The organism is Colwellia psychrerythraea, from assembly GCF_000764185.1.
GTDB lineage: Bacteria > Pseudomonadota > Gammaproteobacteria > Enterobacterales > Alteromonadaceae > Colwellia > Colwellia psychrerythraea_B.
In genome coordinates this window covers 1-20,596 of the sequence record NZ_JQEC01000021.1, presented here as the reverse complement: position 1 = coordinate 20,596, position 20,596 = coordinate 1, and the positions used below count along the sequence as shown (strand labels likewise).

Here is a 20,596-nt window from a genome sequence, read left to right as displayed (position 1 = left end):
CAGTTAACAAGATGACAATTTTCATAACTATGCTAAAGCGACCGAAAGCAAAAAGAATAACTATTCACTAATAATGAATGTATGTAGATTGTATGCAAAAACACTACTTAGCTATACAAGCTTACAAACAAAAACATAAAACCCTTAATAAACAGTACCAACAACCAGTACCATGACAAATAACTTGTAACCAATTGTAAATCCAGCTTGATATCGCTGTATTAAAATTCACTTCACAGTCAAAGATAGAAGCAATAAAAACCACTTTATTCACATTTTTATTCACATTATCATTGCTTAATATTTTTTGTTGTGAAAGTATAAATAGCGAACTGGCTCAAAAACATACGATACGTTGTCGTTTTTTATAATTATAAAAACTAGAAACTTAAAAATAAAAAAGGTGTATTAATGATGAAAGCAAAATTCTCAAACAGTTTAATTACTTCAGCACTACTTTTACTTAGTGCTAACGCTACCGCCGTAAACCAAATGGCGAGCGCTGAAAATTACATTGTTACTTTGAACATGCCCACCGTACTTAGTAATGAATCTCAATCTCGAGCTGATTACCATCAACTTGTCGCTAATATCCTTAGTGAGCAGTCTGGTGCTGAAACGATTAAGGTTTATTTTGATGCCGTACAGGGATTTGTAGTAAAAGCCACACCAAAACAACTAGCAAAATTGGAAGCTAGTGGTCATGTCGCCAGCATACATAAAGACGTGAGTTTTACCCCACAAAAGACTTCATTTGTTTTTAATGACTGGGGTATTAGCCGTATAGATCAACGACCTGAAGGTTTTGATACTACATATGAACCTTATTCTGATGGTTCAGGTGTTGTTGCTTATATTATGGATACCGGTGTAGATCTTTATAATAGTCATTTTGACGGATTATTAAGAAGTAATGGTTTTAGCGCTAATGATGGTTCTCTTAACGGCAATGATTGTGACGGTCACGGCACCTCAGTAGCAAGTTTAGTCTCCAGTGAAAAGTTTGGTGTTGCCAAAAAAACCCAACTGGTGCCGGTAAGTATTTATAAAAACGTTGCTGAATGTGAAACCGACAGGCCTAACGCAGACCTTGGTGCATTAGAAGAGGTACATTTAAGTAAAGTACTTGATGCTATTGATTTTATTCAACAAGATGCTCAAACACACAGCTTACCTTCGGTAGTGAACATCAGTTTTACCTGGTGGGCTGAAGGACCAAGAGCTGGCGAATACGACATTGACGACATTGAATTGATGGAAGTTGCCTTACAATCTCTTATTGATAATGGCATCACTGTTATTGCTGGTGCAGGTAATGATCAACATGATGCTTGTTGGAACTCCCCAGCAAGAATGAGTGATGTCATCACCGTTGGCGCTATAGCTAAAGAAGATCATGTCGCTATTTTTGAAGACAACCTTGGTAGTCCTTCAACCATGACCAGTTATTCTAATTATGGTGAATGTGTTGATATTTTCGCTCCTGGCTCTGGCGTAAGTGCTGCCAGCATTCGATTTAGTTCAACCAGTTTTACTGGTACTTCAGCCGCTTCACCTTATGTAACTGGTGCCGCAGCATTAGCATTAAGCAACGATCCATCGCTTAGCCCTGCCGAAGTCAAGGCTCAATTAATAAACGATTCGACCAAAGGTGCCATCATAGGTTTAGATATATTGCCTTTAGCAACGCCAAACCGTTTACTTTATGTGGGTAGTGAAGCCGGTGGTGGTATAGTTACGCCACCAACATGTGAAACAGATCCAACACTTTGTCCGGTCACTGGCGAAGTGATTGAATTGAGTAATGATATTAGTGTAGCAATGAATGGCGATTCACAATCTGAAATACAATACAGTATAGAAGTGACTGAAGCGGTAGACCAGCTAACTATAACCACCGAAAATGGTACCGGCGACTTAGATATCATGGTCAAATTTGGTGAAGAAGCAGGCCGAAGTAATTTTGACTGTCGCTCACAAGCATCCGGAAATAATGAAGAATGTATAATCACTAACCCTGCAATTGGGACTTACTACATAAATGCTTATGCATATAGTGCATATACTGGAGCTCAAATCACTGCAACGGTGCAAAGTGAAGTTACTCCGCCACCAACGGGTGATGGCGATTTGTCAAATGGCCAACAAGTAACAGGCTTAAGTTCAACAATAGAACCTCTTTATTACACTATTGATGTACCTGCTTCGCAAACATTAACAGTTGCAGTGGCTGGCGGTACTGGCGATTTAGATTTATATGTTCAAGCTAATCAACTAGCCTCAAAAACTGACTACGACTGTAGACCGTATAACACTGGTAATAATGAGACATGTTCATTAACCAACAACTCTGGCTCTACCATGACTTATTATATTATGCTTAACCCGTACCAAGCATTTACTGAAGCGGCCTTAAGCGTTAACTTTTAATCATTCAATAACGCGTTAAAAAAATGATTATTATATAAAATGTTTAAGTTAAGTTGAGTTAATAAGTAAACCTTGTTCAACCGTGGCGCTATCGTACTCCTTTACGCGGTAGTGCCACACCTTATTTAAATTTGTAAACTTGTTCAATCGTGGTGCTATCGACTTATCCCCCCGGTAGTACCACACCCCTCCTCAAAATATCAGTTGTTATAATTACTAATAACTAATATCTCCTACACTATCAACGGCTGGATGATTTTTTCTTGCGACACAATGGTAATTTCACTCGTCGTGGTATTTTCCGTCGCGGTTACTTCATACCTATCAACCCATTTGTTATTAGTTGTATCAACTTCGTGTTTTGCCATGAGTTCGTTAATAACAATGACATCTCCACGCTTCATATCTTCTGATATAGCGATAAAGAAACTGTTGTTCAGTTTAAAGCCAACCAGTGAATGAAGGTTCAAGTATTTACCAACCACCGCTTTGCTAGACTTCAGCAGCAATGCGTTAACTTTTCCAGCACCTGAAACATACGTTATCTCTACTTCATTGCCAATTGGCTTGTTGTCTTTTTGCACAATGGTCAGCGGTTCTTGGGGCGTATTGCGAATTAATTGCCACTGTTCTCCCTCTTGGGCAGCTGCTTCACTTGTTTCTGTATAATTTGCATTGCCGCTTTCTTGAATTCTCCCGGCAACACTGAAACTTAGCGGGAACTCTAACATCCAACTGCCACCATTATCTAATGTTCTACTATCCCAGACATAACTGTTGATGTTCGCATCTGTGCTATTCGTTTGATAAAGAATAAAACGCCTTTTCGATAAAGTATTGTTTTGAACTAAAATTTTTATCATTAGCTTCCCCAGTAAAGCGGATTATTGATAATGCACTCAGTAATATGCATATTTGATACTAGATAATCAATTAACGATTAACGATTTGATTGCCGCCCAATGGCTGCTATCAAATCGTGTATTTAATGTATTCGTTAATTAAGCCATTGCAAGCTCTGGTCTTCCTGCAGTTACAACCCAACTACCTGTTTCGGTAAGAGTTACTGTAGCTTCAAGGTTTTTAAACATACTCAGTGGAATAATAGCCGAGTCATTGGATATTGTATTAAAGTCAGCCAGCTTATTACTTTCAAACGAGCCAGTTGCAATGTAAAATTCAAATTTTGGCGTTATTGTTTTTGTATCATTAGGATCCGGTGACCAGGTAACGCCCATAAAACCATTGCCTGTTTCAATACCAAAAGTAGCACTTGAGAACCATTGATTGTCCTCGTTTTGCACCTTATTAAAGCCATTCGTTTTAAAAGCCATTGTTTTAGCAGGACTACTACCCGTTTGATCAAGGGTGAGATTAGGGCCTTGTTTAGGTGGAGCGGTAACATAATCTGCTTGGTATTTTTTCTTTAAATCGGCATTTACACTGATAGTTGAATCAATTCTGATATCAAGACCGACAGCTTCATTTGAAGCCCCTGCTTGTAAACTATATTGTAAAGGTACTGTGAAAAGATTTGTGCCAGCATAATTTGGCGTCACACTAAGAGATGAACTCGAATTTGCAAAAACGTTTGGACCAGTTAACCCTTCTGGTTTAGTTAAAAAGCACCACATGTTTTTAGTTGATGCACTTTCATTAACTAAGTAAATTTTATATTCAGTAGACATGTTTCTTTTATCCTTAATATTACGGCCTAAAAATCACCTTGATTTTTATTATAGCCATTTCAAGTATTGCTATTATTTAATAGCCATACCCGCCAAACTTGATACCCATCAGCTGTTAAACTGACCGATATCGGTTTCCTGAACCAGTTTCGCCTTCTATTAAACAAGCGAAACCGGATAGAGCCTCTTCATAACGTCTAAATTTTCACACTGAAATTGTATTTAATTTTGGTAAGATTACAGTTTCAAATCTTGTGTGTTTTGCCTGCGGTTGGTACACCCTGACTGCTTTTAAAAGTGCCTATATCAACCTCATCCGCAGGTATATTATTGAATCTTGAATAATCACTTTCAGCGGCAAGAGTGAATGCACCCGTCTCTTCGTGGCTTGGGTGAGATTGGGATTGTTTTCGATAGTAAGTAATTTTTATTGTTTTTGCTGCACTCATAGGTTGAGTCATGTAGTTTGCCATTAGATTGCCCTTTAGTTGATTTGGTAACTGGCTAATTTAGCTAAGCCTTTACTGCCAAGTATAATTGCTGTATCTAGCGTTTCTTGCGAGTTGTTAAATATAATAATAGGACTAAAATAGCGATGAATATATCCCCATTTATGGGGATATTTCATATTATTTTGAAAGGTTTTTATTTTTTACGAGGAAGTAATATTTAATTCAGTGGCAAATCAAACAGTCTATTTTACAGTTAAGCTAATGCGCTTCACAAAATACTTTACGTATCAATAAAGGACGATTATTAACTTCTAGTTTATAAAAAATATGTTTTATATGTGTTCTAAGTGTTGAAAATGCTATATGTAATTTTGTCGCAATGTCATCATCCTTATAACCTTGCAAAATTTCTAAGGTAATTTGGGCTTCTCTTTTAGTTAGTGAAAACTTCAGCATAAGCTTATTAACATCAATTCTATCAGGATGGTTATTTTGCTGGGCGGCATGATTTAATACAGCTTCATGCTGGGTAATATTACTCATGGCATTACAGAAATAGGGTTTGATAAGATTTAAAATATAAGCTGACTTTTCATCAAAATTGTTACGGCCTTTTTTACGCCAAACCCTGAAGTCGCCGACATTTTTATTACCCGTATAGGCATAGAGATTAATGCCATAATGTAATCCATCTTTTGCTAAAAAATCGTTATAAAATTCAGTTTTAAGTAAGTCTTGTTGTGGCATTATTTCATTAACTAACGTTGCATTTCGCCTGACACTCAATTTGCCAGTGATAGGGTCTTTCTTTTGATAATATTCACTATAACTCGCTATATTGTCATCAGATATATTAATGCAGACACCTTTGTCAAAATATTTTCCCTCATCATTCCAGACAAATGAAGCAAATTGGTCAGACTTTAATATGTCTAAAAGCGCAAAACCTGTGGATTTTCTCATTACTTTTGAATCTAACGATTGGCCTAATGTTTCAATAAGTTTAAATGTTTTATTACGTTCCTTAACACTCAAGTACATAACATTTCCCTAAATTATGATGATTACAGGAAAGGCTCACCGCCTTTCCCTTAATTAATTGAATGAAACTATGCTAATCAAATTTCTAGAACTTTATCCTTTTTACGAATCGAATGTGATTTAAGCTTTGGCATAATATTTTGTGTCAGGGAGAACGATTCAGTTATCGGTGGGTTATCATATTTATACATATCTGCGGCTATATCTGTTAATGGCGAATTCACTGCAATATTTGCCCCCACATAAGCGGCTGCAGCACAAGCCGCATTTACTCCTGTAGGCATAGCACCTTCCAGCCAGCCTCCAGCCCATGAAACACTATCCCCAGCGAGAAAAACACCTTGCTCTTGCGCTTGATATTGGAAAAAGGCAGCATGATTATCTTGCTCTTGTCCGGGGTAATTAAGTTTAAAAGCGCCATAAAAATTACTGGTATTTTCCCAGTCAATTGTTTGGGTTTGCTCTACTTGTTGTTCAAGAAGTTCAGCAAATATAGGGTTAATTGCTCTGATGGCTAATAAAAATTGTTGGAATCGCTCTTGCTCACTCAACGCTAATAATTTTGTCGAGTCGTCTCCCCACACATAACTGATTAATATGACACCTTTACCTGCAGTATTAGGCTCACCATTAGCTAAATTTTCATCATAATTTAAACAATACAGACCACGCATTAATTCATCAGTTTGTATATTAAACGGCAGATCGACACCGGTACGGTTATTAGCGGCATACCAAAATTTACTGCTCGTTGTAACGAAGTATTTTGAAGAGTTCATTAAGTGTAGATTTCTAATAGCTTCTTTTGGCTCTTGTTGTAATATGGCGGGAGGTCCTTGTAAAATACCATTGCTATTTTTGACGCCATCAACAGTCAATCCCATATATTCCATAGCACGTGTTGTGGTAGCGATAATAATTGAATCATACTGTTCGGTGCACCTAGCCCCTCCTGCTACGTTGATTTCCATCGAATACTGATCGTGATCAAGTTTATCAACTTGGGTTACTTTACTCTTTAATCTAACCTTAACTTTGTCGGCAATAGCGTTGCTAAAGGCATCAACCAGCGAAATAATACCAGAGAGTAGTAACTCTTGATTATCTTCCCAGCCGTTGGCGAAAAGTCTTAATATTTCAACAAAGTTAACGCTATACAGCGGGCCAAACCCACCAGAGCCGACACCAAGTGCGCCAAATTTATTCATATCCTCTTGAGTCCATGGCTGTTTAACTATTGCAGTATTTTGGCCTAACTCATATACAGCATCAAAATAAGTAGTTGAGTTATATTGATTTATAATTAATTGCCAAGCATTAACAACAGCTTGTTTATTGCTTTGGTTGGGGCTGGTTTGATAGATTGCCCAAAAATCGAAAAGTTTACTTGGTATTTTAATATTAGGTTGGCTGGCACTGCCTAATATAAAAGTTAGCATATTGCTAAAGTCACTACCTATTCGTTTAAAATCAGGGTTATTTGGTGTTTTATCTCCAGCTGGCCATTCAATAACTTGGTTCTCATACAGAAGTTCAGTTTTCACCACGCCTGGGTCTGGAAAATTAGCTACCGGTTTTAATTTAAACTTATCTAGATAGTGATATAAAGTATGAGACGTTGGTGGGAAACGCATACAGCCCATTTCAAATATTTTGTTATTTAAAGTACCATCTGGAATTTCGGTTGAATCCATCCGACCACCTAAGCGATCACCGGCTTCATATAAGGTAACTTCAATATTATCAATTTTTGATAATTCATATGCGGCGACTAAACCAGCAGCACCGGCTCCCACTATGGCAATTTTTTTAACTGTATTTGGTCCTTGTGAAGCGATTGAACCACTTTTATTATCATTTGTATTTAAGAAATCTTTATAATCAAACAACATATCAATCATAGTTTCAGGGGTAAAAGCTGAATCAGAATTTTTATCGTGAGTTCTATAAACTCCATGTGGTATTGAAAAAAATGACATTGTCCTATTCCTTTTGGTAGATGTTAAATACTTGCTTATATTATGTCCCAAATGACAATAAACATATTGAACATAGTGGTGAAAAAAAATTGCTTTTTTGTTGGTTTGAGCCAAGCTATATACTTCGATTAAATAAGGCATTATTAGCATTAGTTAACAAAACACTTATTGAAATGAAAGATACTTAAGTTAATCTTCCTGTCCATAGGTGAAGACCCAACCTCCTGTAAAAAAAATAATTTCCTATACAAAATTGGCATAGCTTTTAAGATAAAGCAATTTATATAGTTGATTATTTGTTAACAGTAGGTTAATTAAAGGTTAATTATGGAGGGTTTAATGTTGTGATGATAATATTTCATACAGTCTATCCTAGAACGAATGACCGTAGATAAGTACGATAGTTATCTGACATTTATAGATAGGATAAATATAAATGGGGTTAATACAGCTCTATTTGCAAAGCAAGGTATGGTTCAGCCAATCAGCAGTAACACGTTATATATTTCAATCATAAACTCGTTTGTCACCCATCTAATATAGCGGTAAATACAAAAAAGCACTGAACTATTGATCAGTGCTTTTATTATTTAATTCACACAAAAAACTGGTTTGTGCTTATGGTTGATAAAATTCAAGCCAGCGGATAATTCACTCGTTTATTTTCCCGTAATACGCGTTTTAGCATTTGCCGTCATATAAGCAAATACTGCATAGGTTGCTACATTTTGACGTAATTTTGCAGGGTCAATTTTATCTAAGGTATCATCCGCAGTATGGTGGTAATCGAAATAGTCAGTACCATCTTGTGATAAACCAAACGCTGGGATTTTATACTTTCTAAATGGAATTAAATCTGGACCACCACCGGCAGTATTTTTAGCCAGAAACTTAACATCAAGAGATTGCATCATTGCCGCTATTTCACTTATCAAAGGTAAAGCACTGGTATGTACGTTTGAATCAAAGGCCCATACTTTATCCGCGCCAAAGTCAGACTCTGCAGCAGCAACAATATTTGAGATGCTTTTTTCATTGGCTTTGACATAGGCTTTTGCGCCCCATAAACCAAACTCTTCTGCAGCAAATAATACTACCCGAATACTACGTTTTGGTTTGCCATTTGATACGGCAAGTTTAGCTGCCGCCATTGTGATAGCAACACCTGCGCCATCGTCTAATGCACCTGTACCTAAATCCCAAGAATCTAAATGGCCACCTATAAGTACATGCTGTTCAGGAAATTTGTCGCCGGTAAACTCAGCAATTACATTATAAGAAGTGCCCTCACCCATCGATTTAGCTTGCACATTAATATTGATGCTTACTGGTTTTTCTAAGGCGAGTAAACGATGTAATTGATCAGCATCAGCGTTTGAAATTGCAGAAGCAACAATTTTAGTAACTCCCTCTTTATAATGGCTACCACCAGTATGAGCAAAGCGATGATAAGCCGTACTCACTGAGCGCATTACATAACCAACAGCACCTTTTTGTGCGGCAACAATAGCGCCACGACTACGTGCTTGAACCGCGGGGCCATAACCATTACCGTCACGATCTCGATTCATACGGTAATTAATAAAAACAATTTTTCCCTTGGCTGCATTTTCAGGTGCACTTTCTAATTCTGCTAAGTCTTTAAATTCAATAACTTGAGCTTCAATGCCATTTTTAGGTGTACTTATACTATTACCTAAAGCGGTAATGTGTAATTTTTGCGGTGCCGGACTGACAATTTCAGCCGACTCAGAATAACGGATCCATTTAGGAAAAGTAGCAGGTTCGGTCCAGACTTTATCAAAGCCCAAGGTTTTAAACTTTGCTATCGCCCAAGCGACAGCAGCTTCATCGCCTAGTGTACCCGGCATTCTTGGACCCACTTCTGTGGTTAAAGACTCAACCAAATCCCAAGCCAAATCACTGTTAAGCGCTTGCTGTTTTATCTCTTGAACTTGTGTTAGTTGCTTGGCCGAAAAGTTATCTGATTGGGCAAATACTTGTGAGACATTTAAGCTTATTGAAGCAAAAATCACTCCTGATATTATGGAGGTAAATCGATTATTCATTGAATAAAACCTATCGGTATTTTAGTTATGTTTATGTTTAAACTTAATATTTTAAAGTTAACTTTTTAAAGTTATCCGTGGTCCAGTTAATTGTTGGCCACCTGAGAAAATTAGCGTTTGTTCTTTTTCATACCCACCACTTGTCGTGCTATCGCCAAAAGCTCTGGAGAAATATCATCAGCACCACTTTTAATTAATTTACTTACATCACCTGATGAAAATAATGAACCTCGTTCAGACTTAATGCCTAATGAACGGACAAAATCTTTAGTTTTACCCGTACTTGCGGTATCAATATATTTAAAGATTATTTGTTCATTAAAGCTTTGAGGCTCTTGCTGTAACGTGGCAATTGTTTCGGTCAGTGATTTTATTTCTAACGCTAAAGTTTCAATTAATTCTGCTGTATTTGTATATGGTTTCATTAAGTTATTTAGCTCTTATAGGGTTAGATGACGATGCTAAAGGCACCAAGTGTACGGTAAAGCAAGTTAATACATGGATGCTTAAAGGCATATTGTACCGTGAATGCACGCGAGTAAACAGTTAGCTTAAGCCAAGTAACCATTTATTGATGACAAAAAACGATTCATTAAGGAAAGGAATGTGAACAGACAAGGTAAAATATATATTCGATACGTTTATTCGCTAGTAAATTCCATTAACTCATGAACAATACCTGAAGGGTCTTTAAAGGCTGAGTAAGTTAACGTAAAACTCTTTTGCAATAACGAGGTTATGCACAACTAATAAGGTTGACGGATTATGCACAGGTAAATTCCCCACCATCAGCATAGTCAAAATATATAGCAGCATTAAAAGAAAGAATGAGTGCTACATTAGCTATAATTGAACCCTTTATGTCGTGCCTTAAAAGAGCTAGTGACTTACTTTGCCATTTCATCATTTTTTAGCATTAAAATAATTAAATAAACAATATTTAATGGCGGAGTAACACATAACAATACTCCAATGAGTGTCGCAATTTTAGGTGTGGAGGTTTTTCGTTTTCCTAAGTAGTAACTTAAGCCTCCGACGAAAAACATTGAAACAATAATAAGCTGACCAAATAGAGTCATGTTGATATCCATACACATAAATCCTTTTTACATAATATGCCCAGATTAGGGCTGGTTAATCGTTGGCTAACTTATACCGGCTAAAAATGTACCATCAAGTAGAGTCGACCAACTGCTATGTCATTTTTTCTGGTTCGAAAGTTTACCCTATCGACAATGCGACTTTTTTAATGCCATGAGATGGAGTCCATCTTTTAAACTCTACAAAGCCATGTTTTTTATATAAGTTAATTGCAGGTGTATTTACAACAGCGGTTTCAACGGTTGCTTGGCAAAATTCAAATGTGGTTAGAACATAACTTATCAATTTGTCTGCAATACCTCTCCTAAAATAGTTTGGCTCTACCGTTAAACTATCAATGGCTAAGTGCTTTTCTGTTACAGATATCTCTATAATCGCAGCGAGACATTCATTTTCACTAAAACCATAAAATAGTGTTTCAGCATTTTTTATATGCTTAGCACTTCGAAATAATGGCGGGAAATCAAGTTCGCCTATAAGCTGGGCTTCAATTTTATAAGAGCTTTGAAAAATAGTAAAAATTTGATTTGCTACTGCTTCACGCGAATTATCAAGTTTTTTTATCATACACCAACTTACCTTAAAAAAATTATATTCAGAGTTAACACCATATTAAATATCAAAATATAGTTAGCAAAAAAATGAGTTAAAATGGACCCAAACCCTCTTTTGTCCAGATTAAATGCTTGATATATTCTATTTACAACTACACATGGCCTTGCCATTTTCATCTTTCCATTCAGTGTAGTTTTTGGGAGAGCTTGGCACCCCTTGCTTATTATTTACTGAGCAAGTCAATTTAACACTACGGCAAGATATCTCATCGTAGCCATAAATAATGCCTTGGTTACGATCTAAGGGGACATTTATAACGGGGTATATTGAACACCCACTCATCATAATTATCATAATTATCAGTAATAGTAATTTCACTTTAAGTCCTTTTAGATGGTTATATCATTGTTGTCTCTACGATTGTAACTAACAACCATGGTTTAAAATGTTTAATTAATGCTATAAATATGTAAGAAATGTAATAAATACATCAGACATTGGTAGTGAATTTATAGAGTATAACGCTTCGCAAGCCAGCAAAGTACAATTTTAAAAATGCATTAAGCACTTGCTAACTGTACATCTGAGACTTAAATTCAACTTGTTATTCGTTGATCATTCTTTCGTTATTCGAAGTATTTCGTTTGAATTTTTAACATCGCTACTTTCAAATACAACGATGGTTGATGCATTAATTAAAATTAGCTTAACTGCAACATAGCCATCCTCAGCCGCAGAATACATTTGTCCAAGCCATTGAGATGACTGTTTTACATTCGGCTTAATACTCTTAATAACATTAAGGCCTACGGCTTTTACATTATTGTCATGACGTTTAACAGAAAGTGAACCTTCGCCTGATTCAAATGTAATATCAAACCATGCTGGTTTTTGGCTATGCTTCCAAATACCGGCGATATGAACATCGGCGAAACTATTTACCGATAAAAAAACAAAAATTAATAGAACAAACTTCCATGAACGCATATTTTTACTCCGTTTAAATGCCTTAATAGCACGTTTTACATAGTGACTTAAACAATATTGTTTAATGTGATTTTAACAGTTTAATCTTTATGATACTTTCTTACCTCGAAATATTGTTAAGTCCTTATCTAGTACAATGAATTTATTCGAGAAATCAGCATATTAGCATCTAGTTACTTACTCGTTGCTAAGCGTGTTGCCAATCCTAGAAAGATAATGCCTAATAAACCATCTATGTGACGCCCCAAATTTAATTTATCGCCGACTAGTTTACCGAATTTACTAAATGTTATTGAAAATGCACAGTTAACTAATAAAGCAAAGCAGCTCAGCATAATACCAAGTATTAAAATTTGTACCGAAAGCGAACCATCTCCTGTCGTAAATTGCGGTAAAAAAAAATTAAAGAATAATAACGCCTTTGGGTTAAGTAAGTTATTTAAGAAGCCTTTATTAATAAGGCTAACGTTAGTTAAGTTTTCAGTAGTTTTAATTTGACCACTTTTAAGATTGTTGCGATACCAACTTTGTAGCATTTTTATGCCCAAATAACTTAAATATAACGCCCCAACTATCTTTATCGCATAGGCAAGCATAGGAATGGATTGCATCAATTGCCCTAAGCCAAAAGCAACGAGTAATGTTTGCAATAAACCTGCACTAAAAACACCAATAGATATCATTAATCCAGCGTTGAAACCTTTTGTAGAAGAATAAGTAGAAATAAGAACTAGGTCTGGACCTAGTGAAATTGCTAGAAAGAATATAGCGGTGAAAAATATAGGTAAAATAGAAAAATATATCATGCAAGTATCTCGATATTATTGAAGAGTACCAACGCATCGCCAAGCGACTTAGTAATGGTTAGCTAAAATACCCGACGTTGGAGCAAAAGCCAACTATTTAGCGTACCATTGAATAACTAATAGAGTTTTTCCTACCAAATATCTAAGAAACAGGGAATAGAAGAGCAGTTAGTGGTTTATTCAAACGATATGCCATTTTCCTGTATCGATCATTACCCCGGAAATCACTTCTGATGGTGTATTAGCCGGAATTGGCACGGTAGCTAACCCAATTCCGCATACTGAGCTGTATGTTAATAATGAACGTATCTCAAAATGTGAAATAATACTATCCTTAGCAAGCCCTGTAACTTCAGTTAACACAAGTACCTATTTGTTTTTGCAGAAAATAACTCGTGTATCCTTGAGGCATATTAGGTAATTCACCAAATACCGCATAGCCTGATTTAATATAAAAATCTAATGCTTGAAATGTAGTGGTTTCCAAACGAATACTGCTAGTGTTTTTAGATAAAGCATAATATTCCATTCGTGATAATAGTTTAGTTCCCCAACCACCCTTCCGAATCGATTCATCAACCCAAAGACCTTGAATATGTAGCCATCCCCAATTAATTTCGCCAAGAATACCACCAACAATTTTACCTGAGTCATCTTTTATAAAAGACGATATCTTTTCTCTAAATACGGCACCTGTAAACGATTCATTAAATTCGGTGAGACCTGCTCTTAAAGCTTCGAAATCGTCGTCTTCTGGCGGTAAAGGATTAGTTAATATCATACTACGAACTCCATTGGGCACATATCGCCCCTTAATGAGAAAATTTAGTTGGTTAAAATTTAAATATGCGACCAAGAAGCAAAAACCAAATGTTATTTGCCCTTTTAGTTAGATGATTACGGTTTGTTCTTGCCATATTTCTTTGAACTCTGGCTTCAATAAGCCATAACATTTTAAATCGTGAAACTCATTTTTCCAGTAACCACTAGCTCGACGGACACCTTCTTCTTTAAATCCAAGTTTTCTCAGGACAGACTCTGAGGCAGTATTACCAAGCATGGTATCGCCTTGGACTCTATGGAGTTCACCAAAAGGTAGTTGATTAGAAAAGGCTGCATCGATAATCTTGTGTAAGGCTTCGGTGGCATAACCATATCCCCAATATTTAGAAGATAATTCGTAACCGATACCTGCATTTTTCATCTTTTGGTTCCATGAATTAAAGCCGCAGGTGCCAATTAACTTACCAGTACCTTTTATACGAATAGCCCATCGAATGCCAACAGCCTCACTGAAGCGAGTATTGAAGAATTCAATTAGTTTTAACGATTGATCTTCCGAATCATAAACGTCTATATCGTAAAATTTGACAACGTCCTCTTCTGAAAAGATGTTTAATAGCGCATGACTATCATTCGTTGATAGCTTAGTCAGCATTAAACGAGATGTTTCTAACTCTGGGAAATTCACCTAAATCCTCCATTAAATATATCGCCTCACTAAGAGGTAAATAGTAGATGGTTAAAATAATTGACTAAAGAGAAAAAACCAACTATTTTGTCATTTTAAGTGACTTAAGCTTAATTTACAGTCGGCTTAAATTGTGTATTTCCGTTGAATGAGAAAACTTTTTACTAACATCAGCGATTGCCTGCCATATATAAAAGTTGTTTTTATTACTTCTTTGTTCAGATTCTTTCCAATTTTTATTATTGATTCCCCGTGCTCTTGCTGCGATATCATCGGCATTATCAAGCTCTTCTAATAAATACTTAATAAAACGTTTACCAAGATTTTTTTTATCTGTAATGAGAAATAACTCATTCCAAAAAAAGTTAGCCTTATACGACTTTTTAAATAACTTCTCTTTTTCATTTATAGTCTTAGGTAGATTACTACCTTTTCCAATACGACCTTTTATTACTAGCTCAGACCAACGTGCAGTTCCTTCGGTATACCATCGATTTTTAAAATAAGTATATCCATTTTGGTACAAATGAAATAGTTCATGTTCCACTGTATTAGTGTTTAGGTTTACTCCCCCAAAAATATCAATAGCAAGAACATTTACGGAAGACTGACCGACTAAAGACCGGTTGAATTTAGGAGTACCATCATAAGCAACTCCATTTTTAGGTCCTTTTGGGTTATTAGAGAAATCTAATACATTAACGTCAATATAATGAGCACGACCTATATATCGATTACTTTTCAAAGGGCTCTTTAAGCCAACGTCGTATTTAAAGAATCGATTAGAATCCGTAAGTCTCTTACCTATACTCTCGATGAAATCAGGTACTTTATTATGGTTAAGATCAGCTCGACGACTTTTAGGAAGTTCATCTACTCCTGATAAGGAATAAAAAATTCTAAACTCGTCATATACAGCGACTTTTTCGAGAGTGCTTCTTCTTTGCTCCCACGCCCCTGCATTTACAAAGCAAGAGAAGATTAGAGTCAGTAAAACGAGTATTTTTGAGATATGCATTGCTAAATCCATTTAAAGCCAACGCCTCATTCAGAGGCAAATAATTGTTGGCTAAAATAAGCAACGCCGGAGCAAAAGCCAACTGTTTTTTGTCCCGCTTTAAATTATTGTTAAGTGCTCATTTTATATACTCACCTGTTTAAATTTCAGCTTTTTGTAAATATTTAATAACAGGAGCCGACGCTAAAAATGCAGCTAAGTCACCTAATATACCATTATTATCAATATGTTTTATATAGGTCTGATGGTACTCAATACTACGCCATTCTTCTTCAAGTAACATTTCCGAACTATCTTTATCAAAATAAACAGTCACATTCATGCAGCCATTAAATCCTCTAACTTTAGGTAAGTTTTTTTCTAAAAAAGGCAGTAATACTTCAAGTTGTTTAGGTTTTATTTGGCAATTAAGGGTTACTCTTACGCTCATTATTTACTCCGTTGATTGATTAATTAATTAATTAACAGTGGTTATTTAATCACGAGCGAAAAAGTAAACTACTCATAAATAGACAAAAATGACGTTTTTTAATCAATTACTTTGCTTTAATTGCTTCGGTGTTATGTTGTATTTTTCTTTAAAAGATTTAATAAAATGAGATACATTTTCATAGCCTAAATCTGCGGCTACATGCGTAACAGTTAATTCTGTATTCGTCAATTGTTCATAAGCACGGTCTAATCTTTTATTTTGTAACCATTGCTTAGGGGCTATGTCATATATAGCTTTAAAGTCTCTGGTAAAAGTAGAATTGCTCCTGCCTGATAAATTAGCTAAATCACTGATGGTTAATTTAAGTATGTCGCTATTATTTAATAAACGAGTGAGGTTTCGTTTTGGGGAATTTGATGTTTTACTTGATTGAAACGCTGCTTGAAAAATGCGTTCATCATATAAACTTAACAGATGTAAAAATTCAAGCAGCTTAATTCTAACGAGTGCAGGTGAATTACATATTTTCTTCTTCAATAGCTGAAGAGAACTAAAATACACTTCAATTAAACTATCACATTGAATTTTTAGTAATTCAGGCTGATCACCTTTATTTAGTTCATTTGTTTTTTTAGCGCTAATGAAATCAGTGAGCACATCATCCGTAAAGAAAATCAAATAAGCTTTTAAATTTTCAGTAACCTTTACATAATCAGAATGAAGATTAAGCCCTTGGGGTAAAAATATTGCAGTACGGGCAGGTAATTCATGTGTTTTATTGTCAGAGGTCGTAATTGTTTCTTGCCCACTTTCAATGTAAACCACACAGGGAATATTTGTATAGAACTCTACATCAACTAAATCTTGTTTTAGATCTTTATAAAAAACCCCTGAATTTCCGTCATACATTAATTGCTGAATGTCGCTCATATCATATAAAGATTGAGGAATTATCAATATATTTCTTTGGCTATATTCTGATACAGTTTTCATTACCACCTCAAGTATGGGGATGCATGAAGAGCACATAACGCCACTAAGTAATGATTGGCTAAAATGCGCGTAGCGCGAGCAAACTCAGTGTCCATTTTTATTGCCTTGTTAGTTCCTGTGGTTTAAAGCCACTAAATTAACAACAAGTTACCATGTTTCTATACTTACGGAAGGGACAAAATATAATCCCGCGCTACACACCAAATCCCGAGCAAGCTGTAATTTTTTTGTTTAAGTCACTTGTTATATATTTATTCGAGCCTATCATGTTTTTTTATAAAAATGTGCGTTGTTTCTTTGTTGACAGGCTTCTCAGAAAGTAAGCCTATCTGTGAGGTCTTTGAGAACCATACTACTATTTTATTATTATTTGTTGGGTTAGGCGCAAAGCCGACATAAGAAAAGTTTTTATTAAGGTAACTTCTAAATTCGTCATAGTTCTGAGTATCAAAATAAACTCCTACTGAATTGAGTCGATCATTCTTAAAGTACATATCAAAACTATTTGCAGGTATTTCGTTGAAATGTGAAATGTATGACCAGCATTGTCTATCCCCAAGAGAGCTTGCTACGGTTCTACACGCAAAATACAGATGGTCAAATTTTTCTAGTAGCATGTTTTCAGAAGCGTTTATATCCTCATCAATATCAATTGCTAGAGATTTGTTGGTGAACTTTATAGTTTGTACAAACTTAACAAACCAATCAGGTCTTTTGTCTGGAGTAACACCTTTCCAGGTGTAAATTAGTCCCACACACAAAAGCAATAAAACAACAATTTTCTTCATAATGTAAATACAGCCTTATATTATTTTACATAATGCCCAAGAGCGGACAAACTTAATTGCCCCGCCAGTCATATCGACTTAAAATAAGCCGCAATATCAATACATTACCTTACTCATGCGCCTTATAAAAGGAACCAAAAATGTTCCCGCGCAACACACTAAAGCCCGAACTTTGAGCCTTAAAAACTAAAGCTAGTTTGAACACATAAACGCAAAAGGCGAAAACTGGATTGAGCAAAAAGGAAGAGTGATTGTTGCGGCACTTCCATTGCCAAACCAAAGATTGAACCAGACACGAAACTACGTGTTTACACTGAATAAGCAGAATAAATTCAACTCATTTAGTGCGGGCAACTAACCCCCTAATAACAGGCTAAGTAATGGTTGGCTAAAATTGTGAGGTACGAACGGCAGCCAACTTTTTTTAGTCCTTTTGATTGCCTTGTTAGGCAGTTGTACATTAGCCATCTTTTTTATTATGTAATGCAATTTTATAACCTACAACAACAACACTAAATAAATACAAAAAGAACTCAAACAAAACCATTCCTAAGAAATACTCTAAACCAATCAAGTAGACGAAAATGGAAAGAGGTATTAAATAATTGGCACATGTAACAACTAATACGTTTAGCAGATGATGATCAGGTAAATTTTTTACAAATACATAAACTACATAGGTTGTTATTAATGAAGTTAGTATTTGTAATAAAAAATAGTAATTAACTGGTTCATATAAGTTATCTAATAAAAAGTAACCGAAGAATACACCCAACAAAAAATTAGGAAAAATAAAATAGCGCTAAATTTAAAAATTTGTATCCAGTACATACCTATACTCTAACTGCCTAACGCCGTTTTAAGCGGAAATTTTTAGTTGGCTAAGTAAGTGAGGCTCGAACAAAAAGCCAACTGTAATTTGTCCGACTTGAATGCCCTTATGTCGTTAACTCTAATATCATTAATTTGGAATAATCCCCATAACTAGGACAAATTAACGCATTAGGTATAACTATAAATCCAAACTTAGCCCAAAAAATATCTGATCTTTGAACAGCAACCAAAAATATTTTAGCGAAGCCCTGTAATTTGGCCTTATCTATTAAGTTAATTACTAAGCTCTTAGCTATACCTTTGCCTCTTGCCTCTTGCGCTAAAGCCAAATCATGTAAATATAGATTTATGCTATTAGTAATCTGGCTCTTTTCATGTAACTTAGGTGGTACTTCACTCGCCCATGGATGGGCTAATAGATAAGCTAAGATCTTATTATCATTATTTAAGTAAACAGCACAAGTCTTGGGGGATGAAATCCACTTACTTTTAAGTACATTTATATCTTCAGGTAAAATATCGGTATAAGCCTCTTCTTGAATTTTTAGAATACTATTCCATGAATTTTCTGAAATTAAGCTAATAGACATAATTAACCTCCTGAAACCAACGCCCTGTTAAGGGGCAAAATTTAGTTGGCTAAAATGTGAAGCGAAGCGGAACCGAGAAAACTGTTAGCAGTTGATCTTCCCCCGATAAAACGGACACATTTTTTTTCACGCTGCCAGGGCTTCATATTCTATTGGCGAACAATAATTTATCCCTGAATGCAGCCTCGAAACATTGTAGTATTTGTTAATGTAACTTCCAAGTGTTCCGCGCAGTTCTTTATCACTATTAAATACATTACCGCGAATAACTTCGGTCTTCATTGAATGGAAAAATGACTCCATATGCGCATTATCAGTACATTTACCCGCTCGGCTTAAGCTATGTGTAATACCTGCTCGTTTTAAAGCCGTTTGAAAAACATTACCTCGATATTCCACACCTCGGTCTGTATGCAGCATTAAACCACCTTGAGGTCTTCGGTTCTTTATTGCATTTTTTAGTGTTCGTTTGGTGACTTCCATCGTTCTCTTTTTATCTAAACTCCAGCTAATAATACGCCGTGAATATAAATCCATTATTACCGATAAATAACGCCATATACCTTTCACTTTCAAATACGTGACATCTGCTACCCATACTTTATTTTTAACCAATGGCACTTCACCATCAGGTCGTAAGTTTTTACCTGTCGTAAGGAAGCGCTTATAAAACGCAGAGCGTGTCGTCACGCGCATCACTCGAGCGACCAAGCCAAGTGCACGATACAAGCGTTCAACACGTTTTTTACCTATGCTGTATCCTTGCTTTTGCAAGGCTTTAAATATGCGGGGACTACCATAGCGTCCTTTATTCTCAGTGAATATTTGCTGAATTTTCTTTTTAAGTTCAACATCCTCTATCGCTCTAGCACTTGGTTGACGTTCACACCAATCGTAATAGCCACTTTTAGAAACATCAAAAAACTTCAGTAATCTCGTTACCTTTATGTCGGCTCTGAGTTTTTCGATGAATCGATATCGGCTTGATGTTCCTCGGCAAGAAACCGTTGCCACTTTTTTAGGATATACAGCTCCTCCTTGAGCTGTTTATTTTCACGTTCTAGTTGTTGTTCTTTGGTAAGTACTTTTTTGGCTTTTGATTGGCCAGCCACTTTTTTTCGTTTATCAGCCACAATGATCCCTTCACGATATTCTTTTCGCCATCGTGACAGCATAAACGGGTGTATGTCGAGTTTTTCAGCGACTGATTTTATTGTGACGCCAACAACATAACTTAATTGAATAGCGTTGACTTTGAAGTCATTTGAATACTTCCAAGTTCGTCTTGGATTGTTGTACTTAGGCATAAGACACCTCATCTTTAGTTAGATTTTGGTGTCCGTTTTATCGGGGGAAGATCA

General features: G+C 35.8%; 22 protein-coding genes. 1 reads left to right on the top strand and 21 read right to left on the bottom strand.

Annotated features, from left to right (window positions below; translation table 11 throughout):
* Positions 1-411 precede the first annotated feature (411 nt).
* Positions 412-2,430 (top strand): S8 family peptidase, encoded by a 2,019-nt coding sequence (locus GAB14E_RS13395; RefSeq protein ID WP_033082011.1) that lies wholly within the window; start codon positions 412-414, stop codon positions 2,428-2,430.
* A 233-nt stretch (positions 2,431-2,663) separates the two neighbouring features.
* Here the strand turns inward: GAB14E_RS13395 and GAB14E_RS13400 are convergent, their stop codons facing one another.
* From GAB14E_RS13400 to GAB14E_RS13500, 21 genes are all read right to left on the bottom strand, one after another.
* Complete coding sequence (locus tag GAB14E_RS13400; protein WP_033082010.1) at positions 2,664-3,293, bottom strand: hypothetical protein; 630 nt, start codon at positions 3,291-3,293, stop codon at positions 2,664-2,666.
* 138 nt (positions 3,294-3,431) lie between these two features.
* Positions 3,432-4,118, bottom strand: coding sequence for a hypothetical protein (locus GAB14E_RS13405; protein ID WP_033082009.1), 687 nt, complete (start codon positions 4,116-4,118; stop codon positions 3,432-3,434).
* Between the two features lie 245 nt (positions 4,119-4,363).
* Positions 4,364-4,591 (bottom strand): hypothetical protein, encoded by a 228-nt coding sequence (locus GAB14E_RS13410; protein WP_033082008.1) that lies wholly within the window; start codon positions 4,589-4,591, stop codon positions 4,364-4,366.
* A 237-nt stretch (positions 4,592-4,828) separates the two neighbouring features.
* The gene (locus GAB14E_RS13415; RefSeq protein ID WP_052093628.1) at positions 4,829-5,611 is read right to left on the bottom strand and encodes a helix-turn-helix transcriptional regulator; all 783 of its coding nucleotides are present in this window, start codon (positions 5,609-5,611) and stop codon (positions 4,829-4,831) included.
* 77 nt (positions 5,612-5,688) lie between these two features.
* Entirely contained in the window at positions 5,689-7,590 is a 1,902-nt protein-coding gene (locus tag GAB14E_RS13420) for a flavin monoamine oxidase family protein (protein WP_033082007.1), read from the bottom strand.
* A gap of 659 nt (positions 7,591-8,249) precedes the next feature.
* Complete coding sequence (locus GAB14E_RS13425; protein ID WP_033082006.1) at positions 8,250-9,659, bottom strand: M20/M25/M40 family metallo-hydrolase; 1,410 nt, start codon at positions 9,657-9,659, stop codon at positions 8,250-8,252.
* A gap of 110 nt (positions 9,660-9,769) precedes the next feature.
* Positions 9,770-10,084 (bottom strand): hypothetical protein, encoded by a 315-nt coding sequence (locus tag GAB14E_RS13430; protein WP_033082005.1) that lies wholly within the window; start codon positions 10,082-10,084, stop codon positions 9,770-9,772.
* A 462-nt stretch (positions 10,085-10,546) separates the two neighbouring features.
* Positions 10,547-10,750, bottom strand: coding sequence for a hypothetical protein (locus tag GAB14E_RS13435; protein WP_033082004.1), 204 nt, complete (start codon positions 10,748-10,750; stop codon positions 10,547-10,549).
* A gap of 130 nt (positions 10,751-10,880) precedes the next feature.
* Positions 10,881-11,327 (bottom strand): GNAT family N-acetyltransferase, encoded by a 447-nt coding sequence (locus GAB14E_RS13440; protein ID WP_033082003.1) that lies wholly within the window; start codon positions 11,325-11,327, stop codon positions 10,881-10,883.
* A gap of 129 nt (positions 11,328-11,456) precedes the next feature.
* Complete coding sequence (locus GAB14E_RS13445) at positions 11,457-11,693, bottom strand: hypothetical protein (protein ID WP_033082002.1); 237 nt, start codon at positions 11,691-11,693, stop codon at positions 11,457-11,459.
* A 237-nt stretch (positions 11,694-11,930) separates the two neighbouring features.
* The gene (locus GAB14E_RS13450; protein ID WP_033082001.1) at positions 11,931-12,302 is read right to left on the bottom strand and encodes a hypothetical protein; all 372 of its coding nucleotides are present in this window, start codon (positions 12,300-12,302) and stop codon (positions 11,931-11,933) included.
* Positions 12,303-12,475: 173 nt separating this feature from the next.
* Positions 12,476-13,108, bottom strand: a complete 633-nt coding sequence (locus tag GAB14E_RS13455) for a LysE family translocator (RefSeq protein ID WP_033082000.1) — start codon at positions 13,106-13,108, stop codon at positions 12,476-12,478.
* A 180-nt stretch (positions 13,109-13,288) separates the two neighbouring features.
* Positions 13,289-13,471 carry a DUF711 family protein gene (locus GAB14E_RS25655; protein WP_197061184.1) on the bottom strand — a complete coding sequence of 61 codons (183 nt, stop codon included), beginning with the start codon at positions 13,469-13,471 and terminating at the stop codon, positions 13,289-13,291.
* Positions 13,461-13,910 carry a GNAT family N-acetyltransferase gene (locus GAB14E_RS13460; protein ID WP_231562019.1) on the bottom strand — a complete coding sequence of 150 codons (450 nt, stop codon included), beginning with the start codon at positions 13,908-13,910 and terminating at the stop codon, positions 13,461-13,463. The genes GAB14E_RS25655 and GAB14E_RS13460 overlap by 11 nt, the downstream gene beginning before the upstream one ends.
* 87 nt (positions 13,911-13,997) lie before the next feature.
* A complete protein-coding gene (locus GAB14E_RS13465) occupies positions 13,998-14,579 on the bottom strand; it encodes a GNAT family N-acetyltransferase (protein WP_033081998.1) in 582 nt (193 codons plus the stop codon).
* Positions 14,580-14,694: 115 nt separating this feature from the next.
* The gene (locus GAB14E_RS13470) at positions 14,695-15,609 is read right to left on the bottom strand and encodes a hypothetical protein (RefSeq protein WP_033081997.1); all 915 of its coding nucleotides are present in this window, start codon (positions 15,607-15,609) and stop codon (positions 14,695-14,697) included.
* Between the two features lie 127 nt (positions 15,610-15,736).
* On the bottom strand, positions 15,737-16,027 hold the full coding sequence (locus tag GAB14E_RS13475; protein WP_033081996.1) for a putative quinol monooxygenase: 291 nt from the start codon (positions 16,025-16,027) through the stop codon (positions 15,737-15,739).
* Between the two features lie 102 nt (positions 16,028-16,129).
* The gene (locus tag GAB14E_RS13480; protein WP_033081995.1) at positions 16,130-17,023 is read right to left on the bottom strand and encodes a helix-turn-helix domain-containing protein; all 894 of its coding nucleotides are present in this window, start codon (positions 17,021-17,023) and stop codon (positions 16,130-16,132) included.
* A 251-nt stretch (positions 17,024-17,274) separates the two neighbouring features.
* Positions 17,275-17,811, bottom strand: a complete 537-nt coding sequence (locus GAB14E_RS13485; protein WP_033081994.1) for a hypothetical protein — start codon at positions 17,809-17,811, stop codon at positions 17,275-17,277.
* A gap of 938 nt (positions 17,812-18,749) precedes the next feature.
* The gene (locus GAB14E_RS13495) at positions 18,750-19,235 is read right to left on the bottom strand and encodes a GNAT family N-acetyltransferase (protein WP_033081992.1); all 486 of its coding nucleotides are present in this window, start codon (positions 19,233-19,235) and stop codon (positions 18,750-18,752) included.
* 126 nt (positions 19,236-19,361) lie between these two features.
* Positions 19,362-20,542, bottom strand: a protein-coding gene (locus GAB14E_RS13500) for an IS3 family transposase (protein ID WP_156115705.1) whose coding sequence is annotated in 2 segments (ribosomal slippage) — positions 19,362-20,257 and positions 20,257-20,542 — 1,182 coding nt in all. Because the reading frame shifts where the segments join, the coding sequence is not laid out codon by codon here.
* Positions 20,543-20,596 lie beyond the last annotated feature (54 nt).

Coding starts and splice junctions, on each gene's coding strand:
- GAB14E_RS13415 (WP_052093628.1), bottom strand. CDS start 5,611: ATGTACTTGAGTGTTAAGGAACGTAATAAAACATTTAAACTTATTGAA.
- GAB14E_RS13485 (WP_033081994.1), bottom strand. CDS start 17,811: ATGAAGAAAATTGTTGTTTTATTGCTTTTGTGTGTGGGACTAATTTAC.
- GAB14E_RS13455 (WP_033082000.1), bottom strand. CDS start 13,108: ATGATATATTTTTCTATTTTACCTATATTTTTCACCGCTATATTCTTT.
- GAB14E_RS13425 (WP_033082006.1), bottom strand. CDS start 9,659: ATGAATAATCGATTTACCTCCATAATATCAGGAGTGATTTTTGCTTCA.
- GAB14E_RS13480 (WP_033081995.1), bottom strand. CDS start 17,023: ATGAAAACTGTATCAGAATATAGCCAAAGAAATATATTGATAATTCCT.
- GAB14E_RS13440 (WP_033082003.1), bottom strand. CDS start 11,327: ATGATAAAAAAACTTGATAATTCGCGTGAAGCAGTAGCAAATCAAATT.
- GAB14E_RS13430 (WP_033082005.1), bottom strand. CDS start 10,084: ATGAAACCATATACAAATACAGCAGAATTAATTGAAACTTTAGCGTTA.
- GAB14E_RS13435 (WP_033082004.1), bottom strand. CDS start 10,750: ATGGATATCAACATGACTCTATTTGGTCAGCTTATTATTGTTTCAATG.
- GAB14E_RS13420 (WP_033082007.1), bottom strand. CDS start 7,590: ATGTCATTTTTTTCAATACCACATGGAGTTTATAGAACTCACGATAAA.
- GAB14E_RS13395 (WP_033082011.1), top strand. CDS start 412: ATGATGAAAGCAAAATTCTCAAACAGTTTAATTACTTCAGCACTACTT.
- GAB14E_RS13400 (WP_033082010.1), bottom strand. CDS start 3,293: ATGATAAAAATTTTAGTTCAAAACAATACTTTATCGAAAAGGCGTTTT.
- GAB14E_RS13470 (WP_033081997.1), bottom strand. CDS start 15,609: ATGGATTTAGCAATGCATATCTCAAAAATACTCGTTTTACTGACTCTA.
- GAB14E_RS13475 (WP_033081996.1), bottom strand. CDS start 16,027: ATGAGCGTAAGAGTAACCCTTAATTGCCAAATAAAACCTAAACAACTT.
- GAB14E_RS13405 (WP_033082009.1), bottom strand. CDS start 4,118: ATGTCTACTGAATATAAAATTTACTTAGTTAATGAAAGTGCATCAACT.
- GAB14E_RS13450 (WP_033082001.1), bottom strand. CDS start 12,302: ATGCGTTCATGGAAGTTTGTTCTATTAATTTTTGTTTTTTTATCGGTA.
- GAB14E_RS13410 (WP_033082008.1), bottom strand. CDS start 4,591: ATGGCAAACTACATGACTCAACCTATGAGTGCAGCAAAAACAATAAAA.
- GAB14E_RS13495 (WP_033081992.1), bottom strand. CDS start 19,235: ATGTCTATTAGCTTAATTTCAGAAAATTCATGGAATAGTATTCTAAAA.